Source organism: Thalassospira profundimaris (genome assembly GCF_003326675.1).
GTDB classification, from domain to species: Bacteria; Pseudomonadota; Alphaproteobacteria; order Rhodospirillales; family Thalassospiraceae; genus Thalassospira; species Thalassospira aquimaris.
Window position 1 is genome coordinate 107,337 of record NZ_JPWF01000001.1, and the last position, 26,458, is coordinate 133,794.

Below are 26,458 nucleotides of genomic sequence, written 5' to 3' on the forward strand. Positions count from 1 at the left end.
TACAGACTCACCTCACGTACCTTGATTGTTTCACGTGAAACATCAGATTCCGAAGATAAAGGGATACACAGCATATTGCCGAGCACACCCACCTTTTCCTTTACAAGTGGTGGAAGGCAGATACCGACCGCGATCACTCTAGGCGTCGCCAGGTTTCTGACAGATGACGGTCGATCTATGCGACAGCACTCCGTCAATAGCTCTCTACCGCCAAAAGCTGCGGATCATAAAAATACTGACGGTAGGAAGTAATGTTGTGCGTGCGCGGAAAAGCCACTGCTTGCACCCCTTGCCAAACAGCCCCTCGTCCGAAATCGAGATTGCCAAGACCATGAAATGAAAAAACCCGGCTGCGTTTGTGGCAACCGGGTTTTGGAAGATCAGTTAAAATTGGCGGACAACGATTGACGGCCTGATCGGGTAATCAGGCGCTTTTGGCCGCCTTTCCGTCATTCATATGTTTATGACTTTTAATGTGCCCCAGAAGTGCTGTAACGGCAGCCGGTGTAATGCCCGGGATACGCGATGCAGCACCAATGGTCTCGGGCTGGATTTCTTTCAGCTTCAGCCGGATTTCTGCAGACAGGCTTCCGACCGCATCAAAATCAAGGCCACGCGGCAAGCGCAATTCTTCGTCACGCCGGAAGGCTGCAATGTCCGCCGTTTGACGATCAAGATAACCTTTATACTGGGCATCAATCGCCACCTGCTCCTTGATCGCCGGATCAAGATCACCAAGCTGCGGCCAGACTTTGGTCAGGGTATCGAAATCAATATTCGGATAGGCCAAAAGGTCATAGGCCGAGCGGCGCACACCATCCTGATTGATCTTGATATCAAATTTGGCAAGACCATTTGGCGTTTCCGTCAAGGTCGAGACCTTGTCCTTTGCAGACTGAAGAGCAGCCTTCTTCGATCCCCAAACCTGTTCACGGGTCGATGCAATGCAACCGATATCAAGACCACGATCGGTCAGACGCTGATCAGCATTATCCGCACGCAACATCAGGCGATATTCCGCACGCGACGTAAACATACGATACGGTTCGCGGGTGCCAAGCGTCACCAGATCATCGATCATCACGCCGATATAGGCATCAGCACGATCCAGCACGAATTCGCGTTCGCCACCATCTGCCACCAGTGCCGCATTGACACCGGCAATCAAGCCCTGCCCGGCTGCTTCTTCATAGCCGGTCGTACCATTGATCTGACCGGCAAAGAATAGACCAGCGACCTTCTTGGTTTCCAGCGTATGGCGCAGTTCGCGTGGATCAACGAAGTCATATTCAACGGCATAACCGGGACGGAAAATCTCGACCTTCTCAAGACCGGGAATGGTCGCCAACATGGCAAGCTGCACTTCTTCTGGGAGCGAGGTCGAAATGCCGTTCGGATATACGGTCGGATCGTCGAGCCCTTCCGGCTCCAGGAATATCTGGTGCTGGTTTTTCTCGGCAAAGCGGACGACCTTGTCTTCAATCGACGGGCAATAGCGCGGGCCGCTGCTTTTGATCTGGCCGCTATACATCGGGGCACGATGCAGGTTGGCGCGAATGATTTCGTGGGTTGCCTCGGTGGTCCAGGTCATATGACACGGGATCTGCGGCACCGCGATTTCCTTGGTCAGGAAGGAAAATGGATCGGGCGGATTGTCACCTGGCTGTTCCTGCAAACTTGCCCAATCAATGGTACGTCCATCCAGACGCGCCGGTGTACCGGTCTTTAATCGGCCCAGTTTGAAATCATATTTTTCAAGCGTCTCGGAAAGACCCATCGCCGGGGCATCGCCAATGCGTCCGGCCGGGGTGGTTTTTTCGCCAATGTGAATCAAACCGCGCAAGAATGTCCCTGTGGTCAGAACCACCGCACCGGCCCGATATTCGGTGCCCTCGCCCGTGATCACACCGGCAACGCGATTGTTCTCATCAATGATCAGGTCTTCGACGCCACCTTCAAGGATCGTCAGGTTCTCCTGATTGGCCAGAATGTCCTGAACAGCTTCGCGATAAAGTTTGCGATCCGCCTGCGCACGCGGCCCGCGTACCGCCGGTCCCTTGGAACGATTGAGCATACGGAACTGGATACCGGCACGGTCAATGGCACGTCCCATCACACCGTCAAGCGCATCAACTTCGCGCACCATATGCCCCTTGCCCAAACCACCGATGGCCGGGTTACAGGACATTTCACCGATGCGATCCGCACGATGGGTCACCAGGGCGGTTGCAGCCCCCATGCGTGCAGCCGCAGCCGCAGCCTCACAGCCAGCATGACCACCGCCAACAACAATCACATCAAAACGGTTGTGCGACATATTCTGTGACATCCAATTCCTCACTCAATCCCCGCACGGTTCAGACCGCGGGTTTGAACCTAGTCCGGTTCGAATACGCTTATTCAGTCCACTTAAGGGACCAATGTTTCACGTGAAACATTCACAGGTCAGAAACTCTAAAGACTCTTTCCTGATCTTATTTGCCGATACAGAAATCCCCGAAAATAATATCGAGCAAATCTTCCACATCGACACGTCCGGTAATCTTGCCGATCTCGCGCACCGCCAGGCGAACATCCTCGGCGGCAAGCTCTGCGATTTCGGTCTGCAATCCGCGATCAAGATGATCGCTGGCACTTTCAAGTGCGCGCCGGTGACGAAGCCTTGTCAAAGGCACAGGCCCGGCAAAATCGAGCCCCTCTTTTACGCGAGTTTCCAGCAGTTGCAAGAGGCTTTCGATCCCCTGACCAGTCATGGCCGATATGGCCAAAACGGGAAGCTCCAACCGATCCCCTTCAACCGAAGCACCCTGCCAGATGCTTGGAATGCTATCCCCGTCCGGGTCATCGACCTTGTTGATCGCGATGATGGTCTTGCCATCAATCAGGCGGGCGGCTTCGGGATCGATATGGGGCCAGTCAGCGCGATCCACAACCACAAGCCTGAGATCGGCATTTTCGGCTCGCTCGGTCGCACGACGCACGCCTTCGCTTTCGATCACATCACCGCTTTCGCGCAGGCCCGCCGTATCGACCATGGTGACCGGAAAACCACCAAGATCAAGATGAACCTCGATCATATCGCGCGTGGTCCCGGCAATCTCGGAAACAATCGCCGCATCGCGCCGGGCCAGCCGGTTCAGAAGGCTCGACTTCCCGGCATTCGGCGCACCAAGAATGACAATCTGAAACCCTTCGCGCAGGCGTTCGCCGCGGCGGTTATCGGCCAGGTGACGTTTGACCTCGTCATTCACTGCACGCAAATCGCCATGCACCACCGGCACAATCCCGTCGGGCAAATCTTCGTCGGGGAAGTCAATATCGGCCTCGATATGGGCCAATGCCTTCATCAGGCGCGCCCGCCAACCTTCATAAAGCGTTCCAAGCTCACCGGCCATCTGACGCACGGCCTGACGGCGCTGGGCGGCAGTTTCGGCATCAATAAGATCGGCAATCCCCTCGGCCGAGGTCAGGTCCATCTTGCCGTTTTCAAAAGCACGTCTGGTATATTCACCCGGTTCGGCAATGCGCAGACCGCTTTGACGCGACAGACAATCAAGCACACCTTCTATCACCGCCCGTCCGCCATGGACATGCAGCTCGACCACATCTTCACCGGTAAAGCTTGCCGGACCGGCGAAATAGATCGCCACCGCATCATCAAGACGTTCGCCCGATTGCGGATCTCGGATCGGCGCGTAAACCGCATGGCGCGGCTTGGGAAGCGCATCACGTCCCAAAAGCGCACAAAGCGTCTGCCCCGATAACGGCCCGGAAAGGCGGATCACGGCCACACCGGCACGCCCGGCCCCGGATGACAGGGCAAAGATGGTTTCTCGGCTTGCAATCATGATGGATCGTTCAATCTTGTGGTTTCGGTTCGTGCTGTCGATATCGTTCAGTCGCGCGCAAAGGTCAACTATAGCGCAGTCTTCACCAACAGGGTTTTAACAGTGCAAAAGAAAACGGCCCCGACAAAGGGACCGTTTGAATTCTTATTGATCCGGCGAAAGCTGCAATCTTTCGACCACCTGCCCACCGACCAGGTGATCATCAAGAATGGCGTCGATATCTTCCATCGTCTCGTACCGATACCAGGTCCCTTCGGGATAGATCACCATCACCGGGCCCAGTTCGCACCGGTCAAGACATCCGGCGGTATTGATCCGGGTCATCGGAATTCCGAGTTCCTTGGCGCGGACTTTCATGTAATTGCGAAGTTTGGTCGCGCCCTTGGAATTGCAACAGCCCCGCTCATGGCCGGCCGGGCGTTCGTTCTGGCACACAAAAACATGTGCCTGATAGTAGTGGTCACTCACTTGGTTCAGTCCTTGTTACCGCTTCCGCCCGGTGTTCCGTTAAACTGGCCCCAGAATACCTTTTGCAGCTGTTCCCAGTTCTGGATACCCTGCGGCAGCCAGGTATTAAGCATGGTTTCCGGATCCATTGCCGCCAGATTGGCTTTCATGCGGTCTTCGACTTCTTGCATCATGGCCTTTTGCATCGGCTGGACATCTGGCAAACCGAAAAAGGTGCGGGCCTCTTCGGGGGTGCAATCAATGTTTACCGTTACTTTCATTGCCCTGATCTCCTTTTGTTTTCCGCCGCTTTGTTTGCATCATTATGGCGTGTGCGCCTGTCAGCTCAATCACAATAACCATATTGGCGACATATTGGATCATTTCCCGCCAATATCACGAATTTGAGACAAATATTACAGGCATTTGTCTTTATGAATGATGTCGTTACCCTTAGAGTCGCTCTAACTAATTTGACAAGCCACAACAAAAACGTCACCTGACCTTTCCCGGTCAAACCGGTGGCACAGGACACGACATGGAACACGCACGGAACAATCTTGGGTCGGAAACCAGCCCCTATCTTTTGCAACACCGCGACAATCCGGTGCATTGGCAACCCTGGAGCACCGAGGTCCTGGCATATGCCAAGGCCGTCAATAAACCGATCCTGTTGTCTGTTGGCTATGCCGCGTGCCACTGGTGCCATGTTATGGCCCATGAAAGCTTCGAGGACGCCGAAATGGCGGCCCTGATGAATGAGTTGTTCATCAATATCAAGCTCGACCGCGAAGAACGCCCCGATCTCGATGCGATCTATCAGAATGCGCTGGCCCTGCTTGGCCAACAGGGCGGCTGGCCACTGACCATGTTCCTGACCCCGGACGGGGAACCTTTCTGGGGCGGGACCTATTTCCCGAAAGAAGCGCGCTATGGCCGCCCGGGATTTGATGATGTTCTGAAAACCGTATCAAGGATCTATACCGACAAGCCCGACGATGTACGCCACAATGTCAGCCAGATTTCCGAGGCCCTTGTGCGGATGAATAGCGGTGCGACCGGCTCTGTCCCAAGTCTTGAGATGATTGACCGTTGTGGTCATGGCTGTTTGCAGATCATGGACGGGGAAAATGGCGGTACTGGTGGTGCGCCAAAATTCCCGCAACCCAGTTTGCTGTCACTGATCTGGCGCACGGGTGTACGTACCGGTGACATCGACCTTCAACGCATCGTCAAACACAGCCTTGATCGAATGTGCCAGGGTGGCATTTATGACCATCTGGGCGGCGGTTTTGCCCGCTATGCGGTTGATGACCAGTGGCTGGTGCCGCATTTCGAAAAGATGCTTTATGACAACGCCCAGCTGATTGATCTTCTGTGCGATGTCTGGCGGGTCGATCCCAATCCGCTTTATGCCAAACGGGTTGAGGAAACCATTGCCTGGATTTTGTGTGAAATGCGCATTCCCGGCGGCGCCTTTACCGCAAGCCTTGATGCCGATAGCGAAGGGGTCGAAGGCAAATTCTATGTCTGGTCCGAAGCCGAGATTGACGATCTTCTTGGCAATGACGCCGCCCTTTTCAAGAAATTCTATGACGTTTCCGCCCATGGCAACTGGGAACATACCAACATCCTGAACCGAACCACGTCGGGACTTGGACTTGCCGACAACCCGACCGAGGAAAAGCTTTGTGAACTGCGCGAAAAGCTGCTTGTCGCGCGGGCCAAACGCATCCGTCCGGGCTGGGATGACAAGGCACTGACCGACTGGAATGCCATGACCATTGCCGCCTTTGCCGAGGCGTCATTGACCTTCCACCGCGCTGACTGGCTTGATTATGCCAAGCTTGCCTTTAACTTCGTTACCAGCAGCCTGATGAAGGATGGTCGCTTCCTGCACAGTTACCGCGAAGGCAAGGCACAGCACGCCGGTATGCTCGAAGATTACGCCCATATGATCCGGGCTGCCCTGCGTCTGTTTGAATGCTTTGGCGAGGATACCTATCTCCACGAAGCCATGACCTGGTCGGAAACGGTTGAAACCCTGTTTGCCGATGCCAAGGGCGGCTATTTCCAGTCGGCATCGGATGCCAGCGATCTGGTGATCCGTCAGAAACCGTTCATGGACAATGCCGTACCATCGGGCAACGCGATCATGGCGCAAAATCTGGCAAAGCTTTTTGCCCTGACCGGGGACGCCAAATATCGCGACCGTACCGAAATCACCCTGTCGGCATTTGGTGGACGGATGTCCGAACAATTCCCCAATATGCCGGGATTGCTTCTGGCCGCAGAAATACTGCAAAACCCGGTACAGATTGTGCTGATCGCCAAGGAACGCAGTCAGACCTATCTTGATATGCGCCGGGCAATTTTTGGCCAATATTTGCCCAACCGGGCCATTACCATCCTTGGCGATGGTGATCGCCTGCCCGACGGGCATCCGGCACAGGGTAAAACTGCAATTGATGGCCGGGAAACCGCCTATGTGTGTCAGGGTCCGGTGTGTTCGGCCCCGGTGACCAATGCCGATGATCTTGCCAAACTGCTTGCCGATCTGCCTGCCAACGCGGCATAAGCAGCCCGACAAGCACATTACCATCGCCCAAGCATCTCGGCCCAAAGCCTTAAGAACCGGAAAGCAGCGACCATGCCCCAGATTTCGATCAACAGTCCCGTCGGCGCCATCACGATTTTCGAATTTGATGGCGAAATCGTTGCCCTGGACTGGGGCTTTGTCGATGACATGGAAACAAGCCCGGTTCTGGAAGAGGCCAAAAAGCAGCTTAATGCCTATTTCGCCGGGACGCTGGATGCCTTTGATCTGCCCTTGGCGCCGGACGGAACCGACTTCCAGAAGGCCGTCTGGAAGGCCATGTGCGACATCCCCAAGGGCAAAACCGCAACCTATAAGGATCTGGCAACTGCTGCCGGATCGCCCAAGGCCTTCCAGTCGGTCGGAACAGCCTGTGGTTTGAACCCGATCCCGATCATCATTCCCTGTCACCGTGTGCTGGCAAGCGGCGATAAACCGGGCGGCTATTCCGGTCAGGGCGGACTGGAAACCAAGCGTGATCTCCTCAAGATCGAGGGTGTTGATCTTCTCATCGGTGACGATCAGGGCAGCTTTGATCTCTAGGCTGCCTGATCGGTTCGAATACCGAATTTGACCCAGCATTTTCACCCTGCGAAATACATAACTCGCCTGCTGCAAATCCCGATTTTCTGACCTAAACTCACCCCATTGACGAAACAGACGTTCAAAAGAACGTAGAAATGGGAGGTCACATATGACCAAAGCATTCCGCTTTTACGAAACAGGCGGCAGCGATGTGCTGCGCTTTGAAGATGTAGAAGTTGGCGCACCGGGTGCCGGTGAAGTCCGCCTCGCACAAAAGGCCATTGGCCTGAACTATATCGATATCTATTTCCGTTCCGGTGTTTACCCGGCACCCGCTATGCCGTCGGGTCTTGGTCTTGAAGGCGCTGGCGTGATCGAAGCCATTGGCGAAGGTGTTACCGATCTGGCAGTTGGCGATCGCGTTGCCTATGCTGCACAACCGCTTGGTGCCTATGCCGAAACCCGCGTGATGCCGGCCAAGGGACTGGTCAAAATCCCGGACGACGTAAGCTTTGAACTTGCTGCTGCTGCCATGCTCCAGGGCATGACCGCACAGTATCTTTTGCGCCGGACCTATAAGGTGCAAAAGGGCGATACCATCCTGATCCACGCCGCGGCTGGTGGTGTTGGTCAGATCGTCTGCCAGTGGGCCAAACATATTGGCGCAACCGTGATCGGTACAGTCGGGTCCAAGGAAAAGGCCGAAATTGCCAAGGCCAAGGGTTGCGACTATCCGATCCTTTATCGCGACGAGGTGGTTTCCGACCGTGTTATGGAAATCACCAACGGCCAAGGTGTTGAAGTTGTTTATGATTCCGTTGGCAAAGACACGTTCGAAGATTCACTTAAATGCCTGAAACGTCTGGGTATGATGGTCAGCTTTGGCCAATCATCGGGTAAAGTACCACCAGTCACCCTGGCACAGCTTGCACCGGGTGCATATTTCCTGACCCGTCCAAGCATCTTCACCTATAACGCCACCCGTGAAGAACTTCTGGCAAGTGCCGGTGAACTATTCGATGTCCTGAAATCGGGCATCGTCAAAATCGACATCACCGCGACCTACCCGCTTGCCGATGCGGCAAAGGCTCATGACGACCTTGAAGGTCGCAAAACCAACGGATCGATTGTCTTTACGGTCTGATCTGACAGATTGCGAATTGATAAAATCGGATTTTTTGGCAAAGGCAGGGTGCATTCCCTGCCTTTGTTCTTTCGACCTGTCGTGCAACGGGGCGGGTTATTTTCCTGCCACAGCCTTTTCATCGTGAAATGCACGGACATCACGCGCGATGGCGTCAAAGCGATCTGACAGCCCGTTACTGACCTCTCGGCACGGCGCAACCACTGCCTCTGCCCAGTCAACATAGGCCAATATCTGCTTTTCATCCCAGCCAATCGGAGTATCAGTCAGCATTGCTCCGACATTGGCAACCTTGTCTGCCAGTCGCACCAGCTTGGCACCGGGTGTCAGATTGGGGGCATTTTCAACCTGCTTTGCCTTGCGTTCGTCGCGTGGCAACCCTTTGTCATCACTGACTTCAAGAACGATATCGGCAATGACTTCATTAAAGCAGGCGGCGATTTCATCACGGGTCGCGCCGCAATCCTCGATCACATCATGCAAAACAGCCGCACAAAGAATATCTTCGCCGGCATGAGGTTCGCATTCGACAATCAGGCGGGAAACCTCGATCGGATGATTGATATAGGGTTCCTCGGCCGGGCCCTTGCGCCGCTGGTCACGATGGGCGCGGGCGGCAAAATCAACGGATTTGAGTAAAAGTTGCATCAAGCGCAATATGGTGGTGAACGAAGATTCCCAGATTCACACGCCTTTTGCCCGGTTTCAAGCTTTCATCCCCTGTCGGGATCGAAAAACCGTCCCCACATAAAAATCAGAAATGATTCCGGATGCAGGAGGACACAGAATTTGTCACAGGACATGCGACTTAAACTGACCTTGCGCAATGAAAGCAGCCAAAGCCCGCTTCATCTGACCAGTCTGGCACCCCAGACCGGATGGCAGTCGCCCCCACCCCATCATCTTGATACCGATGAAGCTGCAACCTGCGAAATCACCACCGCCAGCGAACTTGCCATCACCATGCGTTATGGCACGCACCATATCGGCATTCATATGGGCCATGGAAATCTCAGTGTTGAACCTGGCGATGCCAAGCTCGAACAACAGAAACTTGATGGCGCAATTGCCGAACTGACGCTTGTCCTGCCCTAAACGGACGATACCCCTGCTTTTGATTGCCATTCCGAAGAGAGCTGGGCGTAAATATATTCGTCGCCCCAATTCCCGTTAAAACAATCATTTTCGATTAGATGGGCCTCTCGTCGGAATCCAAGCCGTTCAACGACAGCGGATGAGGCGACATTAAGTGTATCAAGTCGGGCAAAAATCCGATGAAAACCGAAATGTGCAAAGCCCAGATCGACGATCGCCCTAACCGCTTCGGTCGCATAACCCCGCCCGGCAAAATCAGGATTGAAGATATATCCAACCTCGCCTTGTGAGGCATTGATACTGGCAAGCTTCAAAAGAACTTCACCCAGAATCGCATCATCATCGCGACGAATAACCGCAAGGGTCAAAACATCGCCATCCTGCGTGAATCGTGCGTTCAACAAACCGGAAAACTGTTGTTTCAATGCATCGCCCGCAAGCGGATTACAATAAAGATATCGATAAACCGCAGGCAATGAGTGATAGGTGGCATAGCCGTCAAAATCAGAAGACACAAATGGGCGCAGGAAGAGACGGTTGGTCTCAACCGGTAGAGGTGCCGACGATAAATTCATTTTAAGAACAGGCTGTTATTGATTGGCCACCCTATCTAGGCAGCTTGTTTATGTGCTGCAAGACCGTACTGTGACCTTGATCATGTCCGCACTTTCCCAATCATCAGACAATAAAAAACGGGGCCCACCGGACCCCGTTTAATCATCAGACAATTACCTGTATCCGGCCATTTTCGCCGGATTTCGATTATCCGTTCATGGAATCGAAGAAATCGTCGTTGTTCTTGGTCGATTTGAGTTTGCCCAGAAGGAACTCCATCGCGTCCTGCGGACCCATCGGGTTGAGGATACGGCGCAGGACCCACATTTTGGACAGGACGCTTTTATCGACAAGCAGCTCTTCCTTACGGGTACCCGATTTAAGGATATCAATCGCCGGGAAGATACGCTTGTCAGACAGTTTGCGGTCCAGAACCAGTTCGGAGTTACCCGTACCTTTGAATTCTTCAAAGATAACCTCGTCCATACGCGAACCGGTATCGATCAGGGCCGTTGCGATGATGGTAAGCGAACCACCCTCTTCGATGTTACGTGCCGCACCAAAGAAGCGTTTCGGACGCTGCAGCGCATTAGCATCAACACCACCGGTCAGGACCTTGCCCGAGCTTGGAACGACGGTGTTGTATGCACGGGCAAGACGGGTGATGGAATCAAGCAGAATAACAACATCATGCTTGTGTTCGACCAGACGTTTTGCCTTTTCCAGCACCATTTCGGTGACCTGAACGTGACGCTGGGCCGGTTCATCGAAGGTGGAGCTGATCACTTCGCCCTTCACCGAACGGTCCATGTCGGTCACTTCTTCCGGACGTTCATCAATCAGAAGAACGATCAGGTAAGCTTCCGGATGGTTTTCCTCGATCGCGTGCGCAATGTTTTGCAGCATCACGGTTTTACCGGTGCGCGGCGGTGCGACGATCAGGGCACGCTGACCTTTACCAAGCGGCGAAACCAGTTCGATCACGCGATTGGTGGTGTCCTTGTTGCCTTCCTGATCCGATTCACGTTCCATGCGCAACGGCTGATCAGGATAAAGCGGGGTCAGGTTGTCAAAGTTGATGCGGTGACGGACTTTTTCCGGTGCATCAAAGTTGACCTTGTCGACCTTAAGCAACGCGAAATACCGTTCGCCTTCCTTGGGCGAGCGGATCTGGCCTTCTACCGTATCGCCGGTCCGCAAACCAAAACGCCGTACCTGGCTCGGGCTGACATAAATGTCATCGGGCCCGGCAAGATAGTTTGCCTCCGGGCTGCGCAAGAAGCCGAAACCATCGGGCAGCACTTCGAGAACCCCTTCGCCAAAGATGGCATGGTCGTTCTCGGCCAACTGTTTGAGAATGGCAAACATCAACTCCTGTTTACGGAGCGTGCTGGCATTTTCGATTTCGAGTTCCTCAGACAGGGCAAGCAGCTCGGTCGGAGATTTCTTTTTGAGTTCCTGAAGATGCATATGTGCGTTTAATGATCTGTGGTTGCCAGATAAGCGAAGATTTTTTTGGGATAGGATAAGAAGTGCGGTTGACCGTCAGGCAAGGCGCGCAAGCGATGCTGTGGCGTGCGGACAGTCCAAACCTTGTAGTTGCAAGAAAGGCAGGGCTTTTCATGTTTCTGGATCGAAACACCCCCGATTGATACAATTGAAAACAGCAATAGTCAAACCGTGTTTCACGCAATGCAGCTATTTTGCAGGCGATGTGGTGCAAAAAGCACGATTATGTTGCCAGAGCACGGATATATGGGCACAAAACCTGCGATATGCAGGGCCAGAAAACAGTTTCACTGCCCTTGACCCTGCATAAATCGTGGTTCCGTCAAATTCAGCTAGCCTGGACTTTGTGGACAGAATTCAGGAATTCCTCAACCTCCTTGCGCAGATCAAGGGCAACACCTGTCACACTTTCACAAGCAACAATCACTTCCTGGGTTGCCCGTCCTGCCTGATCGGTTGCGACCCGGATTTCATCAATATCACCAGATACTTCGCTGGTGCCGTTTGAAGCACGTTCGATATTGCTGGCAATTTCCGATGTTGCAGCCTGTTGCTGATTGACCGCCGCAGACAAGGAGGCGGATGTCGTGTCGATATCACTGATCCGCTTGCCGATCCGGCCAAAGGCCGTCACGGCCTGTTCGGTTGCATCCTGAAGATTGCCCATTTGTCCGGTGATTTCGTCGGTCGCCCGTGATGTCTGGGTCGCAAGGTTTTTGACCTCGTTGGCAACCACCGCAAACCCTTTGCCCGCCTCGCCTGCGCGGGCGGCTTCGATCGTTGCGTTAAGGGCAAGCAAATTGGTCTGTTCGGCAATATCGCGAATAAGTCCGATTACTTCGCCAATTTTTGCAGCCCCGTTTTGCAAGGATTCCGCAATTTTATCAGCTTCGCGCGCATCAGCAGCAGCCTCGGACGCGATATCAGCAGCACCGGAAATCTGGCGCGAGATTTCCAGAATTGAATTTGCCAGCTCCTCGGTTGCCGAAGAAACCGCTGCGACATTTTCGGATGCGGTCTGGGCATTGTGTGCGACCTTGCCCGCACGTTCGCGGCTGCTGCCAATTGCCTTGGTCATGGTCGATGATGTCGCACGCAGGTCACTGGTTGATTGCCCGATATTACCAAGCAATGTGTCAATCGTGCCCTGGAAATCACGGGCAAGTTGTTCAATTTGTTCACTTTGCGCGACCCGCTTGGCCTGATCGGCTTCGCGCTGTTTGCTCATTTCCCGGTTCTGTTCAAGATTTTGCCGGAAAATTTCAACGGCCCGGGCCATATCCCCGACCTCGTCACCGCGATTTTGACCGGTAATTCTGGTTTCAAGATTCCCGGCGGCAAGATCACTCATACTGTCTGTCATTTTTCCGATTGGCCGGGTGATGCTGCGCCCGACAGCCAGCACCAACACGCAGGCAAGAACGACAACAATCACAAGCCCGCCCAATGTCGCATAGAAATAAGTCGTTGCCGTCACCAGCTTGTTCTGTGCCAGGGTGTTAAGGCTTTGGGCTATATGGTCCTCAACCGCCTTATAGAGATTGATTTTGACCGTAATCTTGGCAAACCAGTCATCTCCGCGGATATCCTTTGTTGTTCCTGTTTCCGGATAATCCAGTGCAATGGCGCGAAGGCCTTCGACTTCCTTGATCGCTGGATCTGACATGGATTTATCAAAGAATGTCAGGATTTCATCAGATGCGAATTCCCGAAACACCGAAAGATAGGCCGTCTGCATGGTAATCAGTTCGACAAAACGTCGATAAAGTCCGGCTTCAAATTTGCCGGTGCCAAATCCCACCGCCCCGGTTGCCCGTTCAAGCCCCGCACGTTCCTTGGCCTGCATGAAATTGTTATAGGCGGCAATTACCCGCAAAATTTCAGGATCATGGCTCAGTGCACCCATCACATTCACGGTCGAAAGCATGCGTGCAATGATCGAACTGTAAAACCCGACGGCCTCGCCCAGCTTGATTTGCTGTGTGTCGACCTTGCCCCGCGTTGCATCGACCTGGTCAAGGAGGCTTGTGAATTTACTGATATCACTGGCAAGGGACGGGTCATGATCCGAAAGATCAAAGGATGCAATCACCCCGCGCAGTTCTGTGATTTTCTGATCGGATAATTCGCGCTGCTTGGCCAATTGCGGGCCAAATTGTGCCCCGGCTGATCCGATAAAGCCCGCAGACGTTCCGCGTTCTTTTTGCAACTCATGAACAGTTGCGCCGATATATCCGGCAACCTCTGTCAGGCCCCGAATTTTGCCAAGCTCGTCCATCTGCGCAAAGCGGCCACTGACAATGACAATTGCCAGAATGACCAAACCGATCACAGGCGGAACAAGCGATAATATGATTTTTGGTCCAATCCGGATGGAACTGAACATGTTTGACCCCCGAAAGCACTGGTTTCGACGGCCGCCAGAAATTGCCCACTCCGGACAAGTTGGATGTTTTTCCGATCTGAATATCTGACCGGTTTTTTATTCCACAGGAAATTTGAAGGGTAATGCTGTCACATCCCTTCGTTGATATTGGGATGTCAAAGGGGAATTCAAGATTTAATAATATACGGTGCAAAACCGCAAATTAACCGTGACCCAACCCCAACAATTCATCGAAAAACCGGGAAACCGGTTAAGGATGACGTTCACGGATAATTTCCAGCATCCGGCCAAGCTGATCGTCACTAAGCCCCGCAATCCGTTCAGACAGAAGATTGGCAAGCTCGGTCGCTTCGGGTTCAAGTCCCGCGGTATCAACGGTGATTTTCGGATGCGATAGCTGGGCCAGGCGTTTGATATCGTCAACTTCGTCCCAGACCAGATTGAAATATCCGCAAATCTGCTGCACCAGACCGGGGCTTGGACGGCCGCGATGCCCATGTTCAAGGGCCGAAAGATAGGCCGGTGACAGCTGAAGCGCGCTTGCCATATCGGTCAGTGTCACATTGTTGCGGGCCCGTAATTCCCGAATGCGATTGCCAAAAGGTGTCACGGGCGTCTCCGTTTCAACAAAACATAAAAGGCCCCGGCACCACCATGCTGGATCTGGGCCTGATTGATGGCAAGAATACGATTGCGCAGGCGCGGCGCACTCAGCCATTGGGGGGTGCGCTGGCGCAACAATCCGGTACGACCATATTCATCGGCCCGCGATCCTTTACCGGTAATCACCAAAACACAGCGCTTTCCGGCCTGCCAACTTTCTTCGATGAAGGCATTCAACGCATTATGGGCAACATCCTGGGTCATCCCGTGCAGGTCAATGCGACCATCAATGATCATCTTGCCTTTCTGGAACTTGTTGGCGGTTGACCGGTCAATACCATCGGTCACACCGGGTTTCAGGTCTGCCAATGTCTGCTTTTTAACCTGTGGTCCACGATCCGCATTGCGGGCTGAGGGCAAATTGCGGGCCGCGCGGTTTTCTTCGGATCGTTCAAGATTTTCGGCCAGATTATCCGGTAACGGAATGGCGGTATCACTGGTGTGGATGTCATCATCGGGTGCAAATACGGCATCGCCGCCCTTACGCCTTTTGCTGCGCAAGGGTTTGATGTCACGGGTAAAGACCTCCCACAGGGTCTTTTCCTCGTCACTGACGGTACGGCGTCGCTTATTTGGTTTCTTTTGTGTCATCCACCAGAACGATTTGCAGTCGGCGCGGTCCATATGCGCCAAGCTGTATCGTCTGTTCGATATCGCCCGTCCGCGAAGGCCCGGTCACCCGAAGGAATATTTCGCGGCATATTGCCGCGTCCTTCCTTTTCGCGCAACCACGCCGGCGTTTCTTCATACATTTCACCATCTCATCGGCCTTTTCAAAGACGTTATAAGGTGGTGAATATCGTCATCCGGATGAATTTGGCGGGTTCTAGTTGTCGACGCCGGCAAGGTCGATACAGCTGACACCATTATTGCCAAGATTAAGCATCGCCCGGATAAAGCCGCTTCCAGGATTGGTCGAAAGTCCGTGTGACTGGCGGTTTTCAAGGAAAAATCCGTCTGTCTTGAACTGATCAAGCTGTGCCTGAAGACGTGACACATCGTCATCAGGCACATCGCCACTGATTGCGATGTAAAGATAACAGCTGCGATAGGGCACCACGCCGTCAATATCGGCAATTTCCGCACCATTTGCCTTGGTGTTGGCCTCTTCGACATAGTGATTAAGGATATTGCCGCCAATCGCGATCAAATCGATGCGTCCTGCCTGCATCATTGGCAAAAGAAGTTCTTCGCGCGGTACGACAACCAGTCTTTCTGCCCCGCGTTCGCGCAAATAGGCTTCGCGGGCGGATGCCATCAAAACCCCGATGCGGGCATTAACAAGAAGGGATTCAAAGCCCTGATCTGCCCAGCCATCCTTTGCAAACCCGTACAGATTCCACAAAGTGCGACTAACCGGCCCGACCCATTTGAATTTGTTCTCACGTTCTTCCGAACGGGTGGTGGGATAAAGAACGTGCCCGCTGCCATGTGCAGCCTGCTCAAGCAGTCGTTTCCAGGGCATCTGTTCGACAATTCTGGCATCAAGACCGGCCTTGTCGAAAAGTTCGATGGCAAGACTGTCAAAATAACCGGGTTCCGGACGACCGGATTCGCGAACACGGCTATTTTCCGACAAATGAATGATGTATTGCCCGTCAAATGGTGCCCGGGTAACCGGCATCTCGGGGTTTGCCGCCGTTTCATCGGCATGTGACGCCAACGGATTTGTAATCAGAACAATTAAAAATAAGAACACCCGGGTAAAAGACGCAAAACGTCTGGCGACCTGCCAATCAAAAAAACGGAATATCGGGCAATTCCGTTTTTCCATCTTATGCCTCTTGCTTCTTTAGCCAGAGGGCGTCTTTGACCTTGCTTTCGATATAGGCCTGATGGGCGGAAAGTTCCTGTTCACTGATCGCATGCGGGCGCGGTTCAAGCCGATTGGATTTCGGTCCAAGCACCCGCTTGCCGACAACACCTTGCCCACCGCCTGTATCCTGGGCGTTGGGATCAAGTGACAGGCCATGCTGGCGCCCGCCAAGAAGTTCAAGATAGACCTGTGCAAGAAGGTCGGAGTCAAGCAGCGCCCCGTGCAGGGTACGGTTGGAGTTATCGATCTTGAAACGACGGCACAGCGCATCAAGGCTTACCGGTGATCCCGGAAACTTTTTGCGCGCCATCTGCACGGTATCAAGGGCGCGATCCATGGCAATGCGTGGCTTGTTAAGCCATTCAAGTTCCGCATTCAGGAACTTCATATCAAAGGCAGCATTGTGGATGACCAGGACCGAATCATCACCAATGAACTCGATGAAATCATCGGCAACTTCGGCAAAGACCGGCTGATCTTTCAGGAAATCATCACCCAGTCCGTGAACGTCAAAGGCCTCTTTGGGCATCGGACGTTCCGGGTTGATATATTGGTGATACTGCCGCCCGGTCGGCATGTGGTTGACCAGTTCGATACAGCCAATTTCCACCAGACGATGGTCGGCATAGGGATCAAGGCCGGTGGTCTCGGTATCAAGCACAATCTCGCGCATATATTCCAGTATCCGGTGGCAGTTTTCAGTCAGCTCAATTCGTCAACAATGCCTTGAATATACTGAAAAGTCACGGCCCGACCCAATCCGGTTGGAATGACGTAATCGGCCCGCTTGCGCTTTTCGATATCCGGCATCTGTTTGGACAGAATGGCGGAAAATTTTTCATCCGTCATCCCTTCTCGCGCAAGAACACGCTGGCGTTGAACAAATCCCGGTGCGGAAACAACCGAAACGACATCACAGCGTTTCTCACCACCCGTTTCGTATAAAAGCGGAATATCAAGCACCACCAGTTTACGTCCAAGCATCTGCTGGTTTCGCAAAAACCGGATTTCTGCCGCACGGATCAGGGGATGCAAGATCGCTTCAAGCCGTTTAAGGGCCTTGGCATCGCCAAATACGATTTTACCCAACGCCTGCCGATCAATCCGGCCATCGCGGATCACATCAGGAAAGAGTTCCGCAACACGATCAAAGGCCGCACCACCCGGCGCCATCAGGCGATGATTGGTTGCATCGGCATCATGAACCGGCACCCCAAGCCAGCGAAACATTGCCGCCGCCGTCGATTTACCCATTCCAATTGAACCGGTAAGTCCCATTATCACCATAATAAGATTACCTTTGTATACTTAATCTGGCGAAAGAACAAAATCACGCAGTTCCTGCGTCACTTCCGGGTCAATCCCGAACCAGCGATGAAAACCCGGCCGGGCCTGATGCAACAACATGCCAAGGCCATCGACAACCGGATTACCCCGTGCCTTTGCCTGTGCCAGAAGGTCGGTAATCAGCGGGGCATAGACAATATCGGTCACAAGCGCCGATTTGGGCAGGCCATCAAGATTGATCTCAAGTTTGGGCTGACCAACCATGCCAAGGCTTGTTGTATTGACCACAAGTGCCACATCGGAAAGCGACTTGGGATCAAGTGGCCAATCGACAACTTTCAAACGCGGGTCATTGAATTCCTTGGCCAGATCCTCGGCGCGCTTGCGGGTCCGGTTGGCAATGCGGATTTCAGGGCTTCCTTCATCCAAAAGCGCAACCAGAACAGCCCGTGATGCGCCCCCCGCCCCCAGAACCACCGCCGGACCGGACGTAAAATCGATATTGGCTGCTTCCTGACGCAGGTTTTCAATAAAGCCGAACCCGTCGGTATTATCGCCCCAAAGACGACCATCCTTGGAAAATGTCACGGTATTGACCGCGCCGATGCGCCGCGCACGATCAGAAAGCTCGTCACATTCAGGCATGGCCATTTCTTTTTGCGGCACGGTCACATTGACCCCGGAAAAACCAAGATTTCGCAGGGAAATCAAAGCAGCCTGAAAGTTTTCCGGCTCGACCGGCAAGGGCATATAACTGCCATCAATCCCGTATTTCGCAAGCCAATAGCCATGCAGACGTGGCGATTTTGAATGCGATACCGGCCATCCCATCACACCGGCCAGGCGCGAGGTTCCAGAAAGCGTACGGTAAGGAATACGGGTTGTCATGATGCGGGGTTTCCTGCCTGAAATCAGAGTATCTTTTTGTTTTTATTATGCCTTAAGCACGCCATGATCGCGCAAGAAACCGATCAATGGCAATAACGGCAAACCAAGAACCGTGAAATAGTCGCCGCGCACTTCAGTAAAGAGCTGCGCACCAATGCCTTCAAGCTGGTATCCGCCAACACAATTGAAGATCTCGTCGCCCGCAGCATCAAGATAATCTTCAAGCCATTCTTCAGTAAAATTGCGCATGGTCAGATGGGCCGTATCGATGGTGCCCCAGATGCGCGATCCCTCTTTATATATAACAGCGGCCGAAACAAGCTGATGGGTTTTGCCGCGCAGGGCCAAAAGCTGGGCCCTTGTATTGTCACGGTCGCGCGGCTTGTCAAACCAGATGCCATTGCATTCAAGCATCTGATCAGCGGCAATGACAATTCCGTCGGGTTGCTGACGATACATGCGCAACGCCTTCATTTCTGCCAGTGTTTCGGCGGCTTCGGCGGCACTGGCACCTTCGGCCTTCATAGATTGCTTATAGCCTTCCTCGTCAATCATCGAGGCGATGGCTTCGCATTCGACACCTGCATTTGTCAGCATGGTGTGACGGGCCTTGCTGCTGGACGCCAGAATAAGCCGGTGATTCATTCTTTTGATATCCTGTTAGTGACCGCGCCGGTCATACATGGTTGCCAAGATCATGGCCGCGGTTTCTTCGATAGATCTGCGGGTGACATTGATAATCTTCCATCCGCGATCGGTAAAATAACGTCTTGCCTGATGCACTTCGTCACGTACGGCAACCGGATCGACATAATCGCCGCCCTCGCCGCGTTCGATCTGACGCAGGCGGTTTTTGCGGATCGAGACCAGCTGATCAACATCCTTGATCAGACCAACCACCAGCGGCTTTTTAAGTTTATCAAGTTCAGGCGGTAACGGGCACCCTGGCACAAAGGGAATATTGGCGGTTTTGATGCCGCGATTGGCAAGATAAACCGAGGTCGGCGTTTTCGAGGTTCGCGACACGCCGACAATCACCACATCGGCTTCTTCAAGGTCCCAACCCGATTGCCCGTCATCATGGGAAAGCGTGTAGTCAATCGCTTCAATCCGACTGAAATATTCCTCGTCCATTTTATGAAGGGCACCGGTGCGGCCACGGGATTGTTGTCCAAGGTAACCGGCCATCATGGTCACTGTATTATCAAGCACATGACTGTGGGGGACCTGAAGGCGTCGGCATCCTTCTTCGAGTTTGCGGCGAATATCGCTGTCAAACACCGTGTAAAGGACAATACCCGGATTGCGTTCAATATCGGCAAGAACACGGGCAAGTTGGGCGTCGGTGCGGATCAGTGACCAGACATGTTCATGGGCACGAACATCTGGAAACTGGGCAATGCAGGCACGGGCGACACCGTCAACGGTTTCCCCCGTTGAGTCCGAAACCAGATGAAGATGAAAAATATTGTCTGCCTCGACCATCCGCGATCCGTCTTTTCGGTCAAATTTCAGCGATGCAAGCCCGCTTTTTCCACTTTTTACGCACCAAGCGATTTTTAAAACTATTTTGAAACCCGGATTCAGGTGTTCAAAATTTTGATCATTACCCGAACGGATAGAGCATATTAGCCCAACCAAGAGTTAAGGGGTTGGAGTCGGGCCTGTGGACAATTGTGGATAACGGGAACGACTCCGGTCCAATTTTTTCCACAGGAATTATCCTCCACCTCATACAAACTTTCTCAAACCAGCTGTCCCGACTTGGATAAGTGATTAATTTTTCCCGTAATAGCAGGGATAAGACGGCAAAAACCAGCCTTATTCACATTATCCACATTATTCAAAATCGGCTTTTCCCAAGCTCAGGTCTGGGAGTCGTTCGGAGTCGTACACAGTTTTCCCCAAACCGGTTTGAGATGAATCATTTTTCCCGAGTCGGAATGTGAATAAACTGTGCACTAAATTTAATCCCTGTTATCCACAGGTATCCACCTACAAACAACATCCTTTTTTATTAAATAAGGTTTTGTTAGGCAGAACGTGGAAAACGTCCTGGCACAGGTTTCAGGACAAAATTCACGTGAACGAAACTGGCCACCAGGTCATCGGGTCAAAGACCGGAACCAGATAAAAAAGCGATCGGGACAGACGAACAGGAAACCAGATGCCCAACAATACGAAGACTTTCTTGCGCGCCCTGAATGGTGAAACCCTTCCGGTGCCACCAATCTGGCTTATGCGCCAAGCCGGTCGATATCTTCCGGAATACCGAGCAACCCGCGGGGATGCCGGCTCGTTCCTTGATCTTTGCTATAATCCCGATCTTGCATGCGAAGTCACCTTGCAGCCCCTTCGGCGCTATGACTTCGATGCGGCTATTCTGTTCTCCGATATCCTCGTTATACCGCAGGCACTTGGACAGCATTTGGCATTCAAGCAGGGTGAAGGCCCGCAGCTTGATGCCATCCGCGATGCTTCAGGCCTTGGCAAGCTTTCGGTCGATGGCATTCATAACACGCTTGGACCGGTCTATGAGACGGTTTCAAAGCTTTCGGCAGCCATCCCCTCCCATACCGCTCTGATCGGCTTTGCAGGCGCCCCATGGACCGTGGCGACCTATATGGTCGAGGGTAAAGGTTCCAAGGACTTTGCCAATATTCGTCGCTTTGCCTATGGCGATCCGGATGGCTTTGCCCGGCTGATCGACATTCTGGTCGAGGCAACCACGCAATATCTGCTCAAACAGGTTGAAGCCGGTGCAGAATGCATTCAGCTGTTTGAAACCTGGGGCGGGGTATTGTCCGAAACCGGTTTCAAGCGTTGGGTGATTGAGCCGACCAAACAGATCGTTGCCAATTTGCGCGCCGTTCATCCGGATTTGCCGATTATCGGCTTCCCGCGCGGGGCCGGATTGCACCTGATTGACTTTAAAAATCAGACCGGTGTGACCGGTGTTGGCCTTGACAGTGGTGTTCCGTTGGAATGGGTTGCGCAAAACCTTCAGAAACTGGGGCCGGTACAGGGCAATCTTGATCCGATGTATCTGATCACTGGTGGCGATGCGATGCTTGATGAGACCAAACGTATTCTTGATACGCTTGGCAACGGACCGTTCATCTTTAACCTTGGTCACGGCATCACACCGGAAACCCCGCCAGAAAATGTTGATAAGCTGGTGAAATTTATCAGAAATCAGCACTGATTTTTGAAATCAATCAAATCGATTGAAAAATTCAATGCGTATAATGGCTTAAATCCGTTGCGCTCCGAGCCTGCTTGACCAATATAAGGCGCGGAGCGGGACGGGTTTATCCAACAATGTATTTCCGGTTTTCGGGAACTGGTCATAACGCGATATGCCATGAAGGATAATCCAATGTCCGAGACGACGCGCAAGAAACGCGCCATTGTTCTTTTCAATCTTGGCGGACCGGACAGCCCGGAAGCTGTCGAACCGTTTCTGTTCAATCTGTTCAATGATCCGGCGATCATCAGCCTGCCCAATCCGTTCCGGTTTTTGCTGGCAAAGCTGATTTCGCGTCGCCGTGCGCCCATTGCCCGCGAGATCTATGATCATATTGGCGGGAAATCACCACTTCTGGAGCTTACCCAGGAACAGGCAGACGCGCTTCAGGTTGCCCTGAATGAAGAAGATGACGGCTATGAAAACCGGTGTTTCATCGCCATGCGTTATTGGAAGCCGTTTGCCGATGACACGGCACAAGCGGTCAAGGCCTGGGGGGCGGACGAGCAGATTCTGCTGCCGCTTTATCCGCAATTCTCGACAACGACGAGCGGATCTTCGGTCAAGGACTGGAAACGGGCCTGTCACAAGGTTGGCCTGACCGCACCGATCAAGACCGCATGTTGTTATCCGACCAATCCGGGCTTTGTTGAAGCATCCGCCGAGATGATCCGCGCTGGCTATGACCGGGCCTTGGCCAAGGCCAACGAGCTTGGCATTGATAAGCCGCGTGTTCTGTTCTCTGCCCATGGTGTGCCAAAGGCGGTGATCACCAAGCGCGGTGATCCCTATCAGTCACAGATCGAAAAAACCTCGGCCGCGGTGGTCGAAAAGATGGCGATCGAAGGTCTTGACTGGAATGTCTGCTATCAAAGCCGGGTTGGCCCGATGGAGTGGATTGGCCCGTCGACCGAACACGAGATTGAACGTGCCGGCCGCGAAGGCAAGGCCATTGTTGTTGTTCCGATTGCCTTTGTGACTGAACATTCGGAAACCCTGGTCGAGCTTGATATCGAATATGGCGAGCTTGCCTACGAAAAGAATGTGCCGATCTATGAACGTGTCCGCACGGTCTGTTCCCATCCAAAATTCATCAACGGTCTTGTTTCGGTTGTAAAACAAACACAGGCCGAACTCGATGAAAAGGGATCGGACGATTATACGGTTGAAAGCCGTGGCTGGTGGTGCCCGGACGAGCATTCCTGTGCGGTGGCCAAGCAGCCGGGCTTGAAACCCGCTGGTGTCTAATCAGAAACTTCAATGATTTCAGGCCGGTTTCCTTTCGAAACTGGCCTGATTGCTGTTATGGTTTGAAAAATTTTCCCGCAGTATGTCTGCCAGAAATGGCCGGATCAAAACGATAATCAGAGAAGAGAGAGATGGATACATACAGCATCGTCAAGTCCCTGCATGTCATCAGCGTCATTGCCTGGATGGCAGGTCTTTTGTATTTGCCGCGGCTTTATGTCTATCACTGCGAAGTTGAACCGGGCTCGGAAGCCAGCGAGAAGTTCAAGGTGATGGAACAACGTCTTCTGCGTGCCATCATGAACCCGGCGATGATCGCGACCTGGATTTTTGGCGGATATCTGATCCATGTTGCCGGTGTGATGAGTGACGGCTGGTTCCATGTGAAACTGCTTTGCGTGGTACTGATGACCATCGCACATATGATGCTTGCCCGCTATCGCCGGGCATTCGAGGCGGACGCGAATACCAAATCACAGAAATTCTATCGTATTTTCAACGAAGTACCGACTGTCCTTATGATCATTATTGTCTTTATGGTGATCGGTCGTCCGTTCTGATCATCAATGATTACCGGGCAATTCGGTAAAATATTACGATATAAAAATAAAAAGGCCGCCTGTTGGGCGGCCTTTGTTTTGGTTTCGAACCAAATAGATATTTATCGGGTCAATCAGGCGTTTCCAGCCGGCTGACCTTCCATCTGTTTTGCAAATTTCTTGCGGAAAAGATCAGCAAAATCAATCTGCTGCATCATCAGCGGCGGGAAGCCACCATCGGCAGTCAGATCAGCGATGATCTTGCGAACATACGGGAACAGAAGACGCGGAACTTCGATCATCAGAACCGGCAGACGATGTTCATCAGCAACGTTCAGCGTCACAACGCAGCCATACTGCAATTCTGCAATGAAGGCGACTTTGTCGGCGACTTCTGCTTTGACGTTGATCTTGATGGTTACTTCGTGAAGTTTCTGATCCTGGGTGGTGCGTGCCTCAACATCGACATCGATGTTGATTTTCGGCTGCTGCTGCAGGGCAACGCTTTCCGGTGCATTCGGATTTTCAAAGGAAAGATCCTTGATGTACTGGGTATGGATCGTGATCGGATTTGCGGCTGGCTGCTGCTGTGCGCCGCCTTCTGCACCGGTGGTATTCTCGGCCATTAAAGTCTAGCTCCCTTGAGTCTTTCGGTCTTGGTCAGAAAAAAGCCTTCAGACAGGTGGCTTATGGCGAATGCCCGTGATGCTTGATCCTTCATCGGGATACGACAGCAATCCATCTGACATGCTTGTTTCTGACGCCGTGCAATCACGGCAGGTCAATTGGCCTAGCACGGATAACGGTGATGGGCAAGCCAATCACACCATGCACAAAGCCCATATTAAAGCCCATATTTCTGCGGGTTTGGATGATGGGGAACGGTGCTGCGATCCTGCCCGGGTTTCAGGAACGGTTTCAATTTGCAGGGAAAAGATAAAAGGCTGACCAGGGTATCTGATCAGCCTTCTTGAATTGTGATTCTTCCTTGAAATCAGCACCTAGTCTTTGGGTGGCAAATTTCGTGGCGTTTCGGAAGAAGACGGATCATTTTTCTGATCATTGGCAGGATGGCTGCCTGCACTGACATCTTCAAAATCGCCATCAATGATCGGGCCATTGCCGCGATGTTGCGTACCGCCTGCACCCATGCCGCCAGTGTGACCCCTGCCTCGATTACCGGGGCCGGCGCCAAATCCGCGGCCACCGAAATTTGTGCGGATGTTACCCGATTGGACCAGTTTCATGATGACCTTCGCCCCGACCAGCTGACGCAGCGGCGGGACCAGCAACAGGAAGCCCATGGTATCGGTGACAAAACCCGGTGTAAGGAGCAACACACCAGCGATCAGAATGCAGATGCCGTCAAACATCGCACCGATCGGCATTTCGCCCTGATCCATCTGGCTTTGGGCCTTTGCAAGGGTTTGCAATCCTTGCGCCCGCATCAGCGACGTTCCGAGAATAGCCGTCAGAATGACAACGCCGATGGTCGGCCACAAACCGATCAGTTCGCCGGCCTGGATAAAGACCGCGATTTCGATAATCGGTATTGCGACGAATATGGCGAGGACATAAAAACCCATTTTTACTCCGTTCCTTGGTCAGCCTGACCGCAGATTTCATCAATGATTGTGCGGTATTTTAACGTCATTCCTGACAATGTGCTTAAACATTTGCAGAAAACAACTTGGATTTCAGTGATTTCCCATTAATCTGCAACTGGTAATGGTCGAGAAACTAATGTCATAACGCGACAAAAATGCGGCAGGACTAATGTTCTGGCCCCATATAAGGGTGAAGACGATCACAGCAAAGAATGTGATCATTGGTTGCCCTTGCATTTGGTTGGGTTCATACCATCTCTCGACCACGGTTGGGATGCAAATCCCGCCTGTTTGAAACCACTAGGATCAAGAGATCGGTCTTGCAGTATTTCGATATCTTTCTATTCGCTCTGATTGCTGTTTTTCTTGTGCTGCGTCTGCGCGGCGTACTTGGCCGTCGCACCGGCAATGAAAAACAGGGGCCATCCGACATTTTCGGCCGTCAGTCCCACGACAATGACGCCAATGGTGCCCAGAACGACCAGGTTGCCAAGCAGGACAACGTGTATCGTCTGCCTGAAAATGCAAACGGTCAGGATGCGGAAAATGTTCCGTCCGGCACCTTTGCAACCCTGCAAAAGATTCAGAAATCCGATCCGAACTTTACCCAGCAGGACTTCCTGAATGGCGCGCGCATGGCATTCGAAATGATCGTCGAATACTTTGCCAAGGGCGACAAGGATGGCCTGAACCCGCTGCTTTCGGCCGAGGTTTACAAAAACTTTGCCGCGGCAATAGATGCACGCGCTGAAAAAGGCGAGCACGAGGAAACCACCCTTGTCGGCATCAAAAGCGCAACCATCCACGATGCCAGCCTCGAAGGCCGTACCGCCTATGTCACGGTGAAATTCGTTTCAGAGGAAGTTTCGGTTATTCGCAATGACGAGGGTGACGTGGTTTCCGGTGATCCCAACAAGGTGATCGAAGCTGAAGACCTTTGGACCTTTGCGCGCAACATCGAAAGCCGCGATCCGAACTGGCAGCTGGTGGCGACCGAAACCCCGGAAGAGGAAACCACCGAATAAGGCGGTTTTCGATCATCAAAAAATCAAAGGCGA

At 52.8% G+C, this 26,458-nt stretch carries 28 protein-coding genes; 9 read left to right on the forward strand and 19 right to left on the reverse strand.

All coding sequences use genetic code 11. From position 1 onward, the window contains the following. Positions 1-424: 424 nt before the first annotated feature. The 4 genes from mnmG to TH19_RS00525 all read right to left on the reverse strand — a co-directional run bounded on the left by mnmG (position 425) and on the right by TH19_RS00525 (position 4,576). On the reverse strand, positions 425-2,329 hold the full coding sequence (mnmG, locus tag TH19_RS00510) for a tRNA uridine-5-carboxymethylaminomethyl(34) synthesis enzyme MnmG (RefSeq protein ID WP_114100371.1): 1,905 nt from the start codon (positions 2,327-2,329) through the stop codon (positions 425-427). Between the two features lie 145 nt (positions 2,330-2,474). After that, positions 2,475-3,848, reverse strand: coding sequence for a tRNA uridine-5-carboxymethylaminomethyl(34) synthesis GTPase MnmE (gene mnmE, locus TH19_RS00515; RefSeq protein WP_114100372.1), 1,374 nt, complete (start codon positions 3,846-3,848; stop codon positions 2,475-2,477). 144 nt (positions 3,849-3,992) lie between these two features. Further along, complete coding sequence (locus TH19_RS00520) at positions 3,993-4,316, reverse strand: (2Fe-2S) ferredoxin domain-containing protein (RefSeq protein ID WP_114100373.1); 324 nt, start codon at positions 4,314-4,316, stop codon at positions 3,993-3,995. 5 nt (positions 4,317-4,321) lie between these two features. Next, on the reverse strand, positions 4,322-4,576 hold the full coding sequence (locus TH19_RS00525; protein WP_114100374.1) for a DUF6489 family protein: 255 nt from the start codon (positions 4,574-4,576) through the stop codon (positions 4,322-4,324). 257 nt (positions 4,577-4,833) lie between these two features. Here TH19_RS00525 and TH19_RS00530 point away from each other — a divergent pair, with 257 nt between their 5' ends. The 3 genes from TH19_RS00530 to TH19_RS00540 all read left to right on the forward strand — a co-directional run bounded on the left by TH19_RS00530 (position 4,834) and on the right by TH19_RS00540 (position 8,560). Continuing rightward, the gene (locus TH19_RS00530; protein ID WP_114100375.1) at positions 4,834-6,873 is read left to right on the forward strand and encodes a thioredoxin domain-containing protein; all 2,040 of its coding nucleotides are present in this window, start codon (positions 4,834-4,836) and stop codon (positions 6,871-6,873) included. Positions 6,874-6,945: 72 nt separating this feature from the next. Further along, positions 6,946-7,434 carry a methylated-DNA--[protein]-cysteine S-methyltransferase gene (locus TH19_RS00535; protein WP_114100376.1) on the forward strand — a complete coding sequence of 163 codons (489 nt, stop codon included), beginning with the start codon at positions 6,946-6,948 and terminating at the stop codon, positions 7,432-7,434. Between the two features lie 151 nt (positions 7,435-7,585). Beyond that, positions 7,586-8,560, forward strand: coding sequence for a quinone oxidoreductase family protein (locus TH19_RS00540; protein ID WP_114100377.1), 975 nt, complete (start codon positions 7,586-7,588; stop codon positions 8,558-8,560). A 96-nt stretch (positions 8,561-8,656) separates the two neighbouring features. Here the strand turns inward: TH19_RS00540 and TH19_RS00545 are convergent, their stop codons facing one another. After that, a complete protein-coding gene (locus TH19_RS00545; RefSeq protein WP_114100378.1) occupies positions 8,657-9,208 on the reverse strand; it encodes an HD domain-containing protein in 552 nt (183 codons plus the stop codon). A gap of 141 nt (positions 9,209-9,349) precedes the next feature. On the opposite strand from TH19_RS00545, the gene TH19_RS00550 reads away from it, so the two are divergent. Further along, the gene (locus tag TH19_RS00550; protein WP_147250687.1) at positions 9,350-9,655 is read left to right on the forward strand and encodes a hypothetical protein; all 306 of its coding nucleotides are present in this window, start codon (positions 9,350-9,352) and stop codon (positions 9,653-9,655) included. Here TH19_RS00550 and TH19_RS00555 read toward each other — a convergent pair. From TH19_RS00555 to TH19_RS00615, 12 genes are all read right to left on the reverse strand, one after another. Continuing rightward, complete coding sequence (locus TH19_RS00555; RefSeq protein ID WP_114100380.1) at positions 9,652-10,230, reverse strand: GNAT family N-acetyltransferase; 579 nt, start codon at positions 10,228-10,230, stop codon at positions 9,652-9,654. The two genes, TH19_RS00550 and TH19_RS00555, sit on opposite strands and share 4 nt — an antisense overlap. Positions 10,231-10,417: 187 nt before the next feature. Beyond that, entirely contained in the window at positions 10,418-11,680 is a 1,263-nt protein-coding gene (rho, locus tag TH19_RS00560; protein ID WP_114100381.1) for a transcription termination factor Rho, read from the reverse strand. Between the two features lie 367 nt (positions 11,681-12,047). Further along, positions 12,048-14,105: a methyl-accepting chemotaxis protein gene (locus TH19_RS00570; protein ID WP_114100383.1), complete on the reverse strand. Its 2,058-nt coding sequence runs from the start codon at positions 14,103-14,105 to the stop codon at positions 12,048-12,050. 250 nt (positions 14,106-14,355) lie between these two features. Further along, positions 14,356-14,715, reverse strand: coding sequence for a helix-turn-helix domain-containing protein (locus TH19_RS00575; RefSeq protein WP_114100384.1), 360 nt, complete (start codon positions 14,713-14,715; stop codon positions 14,356-14,358). Beyond that, positions 14,712-15,359: a Smr/MutS family protein gene (locus TH19_RS00580; RefSeq protein ID WP_114100385.1), complete on the reverse strand. Its 648-nt coding sequence runs from the start codon at positions 15,357-15,359 to the stop codon at positions 14,712-14,714. Before TH19_RS00580 ends, TH19_RS00575 begins: the two co-directional genes overlap by 4 nt. After that, positions 15,337-15,528: an LUD domain-containing protein gene (locus TH19_RS00585; protein ID WP_114100386.1), complete on the reverse strand. Its 192-nt coding sequence runs from the start codon at positions 15,526-15,528 to the stop codon at positions 15,337-15,339. Before TH19_RS00585 ends, TH19_RS00580 begins: the two co-directional genes overlap by 23 nt. A gap of 66 nt (positions 15,529-15,594) precedes the next feature. Further along, positions 15,595-16,431, reverse strand: a complete 837-nt coding sequence (locus TH19_RS00590) for a substrate-binding periplasmic protein (protein ID WP_258547764.1) — start codon at positions 16,429-16,431, stop codon at positions 15,595-15,597. Between the two features lie 112 nt (positions 16,432-16,543). Further along, positions 16,544-17,257 carry a DNA polymerase III subunit epsilon gene (gene dnaQ, locus TH19_RS00595; RefSeq protein ID WP_114100388.1) on the reverse strand — a complete coding sequence of 238 codons (714 nt, stop codon included), beginning with the start codon at positions 17,255-17,257 and terminating at the stop codon, positions 16,544-16,546. Positions 17,258-17,286: 29 nt separating this feature from the next. Further along, entirely contained in the window at positions 17,287-17,871 is a 585-nt protein-coding gene (gene coaE / locus TH19_RS00600) for a dephospho-CoA kinase (RefSeq protein ID WP_114100389.1), read from the reverse strand. Between the two features lie 21 nt (positions 17,872-17,892). Then, positions 17,893-18,759 (reverse strand): shikimate dehydrogenase, encoded by an 867-nt coding sequence (locus TH19_RS00605; RefSeq protein ID WP_114100390.1) that lies wholly within the window; start codon positions 18,757-18,759, stop codon positions 17,893-17,895. Positions 18,760-18,804: 45 nt separating this feature from the next. Further along, positions 18,805-19,404, reverse strand: coding sequence for a Maf family protein (locus TH19_RS00610; protein WP_114100391.1), 600 nt, complete (start codon positions 19,402-19,404; stop codon positions 18,805-18,807). A 15-nt stretch (positions 19,405-19,419) separates the two neighbouring features. Further along, complete coding sequence (locus tag TH19_RS00615) at positions 19,420-20,244, reverse strand: pyruvate, water dikinase regulatory protein (RefSeq protein WP_114100392.1); 825 nt, start codon at positions 20,242-20,244, stop codon at positions 19,420-19,422. A gap of 682 nt (positions 20,245-20,926) precedes the next feature. On the opposite strand from TH19_RS00615, the gene hemE reads away from it, so the two are divergent. From hemE to hemJ, 3 genes are all read left to right on the forward strand, one after another. Then, positions 20,927-21,964, forward strand: coding sequence for a uroporphyrinogen decarboxylase (hemE, locus tag TH19_RS00620; RefSeq protein ID WP_114100393.1), 1,038 nt, complete (start codon positions 20,927-20,929; stop codon positions 21,962-21,964). A gap of 174 nt (positions 21,965-22,138) precedes the next feature. Continuing rightward, the gene (hemH, locus tag TH19_RS00625) at positions 22,139-23,254 is read left to right on the forward strand and encodes a ferrochelatase (RefSeq protein ID WP_114100742.1); all 1,116 of its coding nucleotides are present in this window, start codon (positions 22,139-22,141) and stop codon (positions 23,252-23,254) included. A 131-nt stretch (positions 23,255-23,385) separates the two neighbouring features. Continuing rightward, positions 23,386-23,814, forward strand: a complete 429-nt coding sequence (gene hemJ, locus TH19_RS00630) for a protoporphyrinogen oxidase HemJ (protein ID WP_114100394.1) — start codon at positions 23,386-23,388, stop codon at positions 23,812-23,814. A gap of 113 nt (positions 23,815-23,927) precedes the next feature. Here hemJ and secB read toward each other — a convergent pair whose 3' ends face one another. Continuing rightward, a complete protein-coding gene (secB, locus tag TH19_RS00635; protein ID WP_114100395.1) occupies positions 23,928-24,419 on the reverse strand; it encodes a protein-export chaperone SecB in 492 nt (163 codons plus the stop codon). Between the two features lie 76 nt (positions 24,420-24,495). Here secB and TH19_RS22390 point away from each other — a divergent pair, with 76 nt between their 5' ends. Then, positions 24,496-24,741 carry a hypothetical protein gene (locus TH19_RS22390; RefSeq protein WP_181846257.1) on the forward strand — a complete coding sequence of 82 codons (246 nt, stop codon included), beginning with the start codon at positions 24,496-24,498 and terminating at the stop codon, positions 24,739-24,741. Positions 24,742-24,794: 53 nt separating this feature from the next. Here the strand turns inward: TH19_RS22390 and TH19_RS00640 are convergent, their stop codons facing one another. Continuing rightward, positions 24,795-25,379 carry an FxsA family protein gene (locus TH19_RS00640; protein WP_114100396.1) on the reverse strand — a complete coding sequence of 195 codons (585 nt, stop codon included), beginning with the start codon at positions 25,377-25,379 and terminating at the stop codon, positions 24,795-24,797. A gap of 341 nt (positions 25,380-25,720) precedes the next feature. Here TH19_RS00640 and TH19_RS00645 point away from each other — a divergent pair, with 341 nt between their 5' ends. Then, positions 25,721-26,425: a Tim44/TimA family putative adaptor protein gene (locus tag TH19_RS00645; protein WP_114100397.1), complete on the forward strand. Its 705-nt coding sequence runs from the start codon at positions 25,721-25,723 to the stop codon at positions 26,423-26,425. The last annotated feature ends 33 nt before the right edge of the window (positions 26,426-26,458 follow it).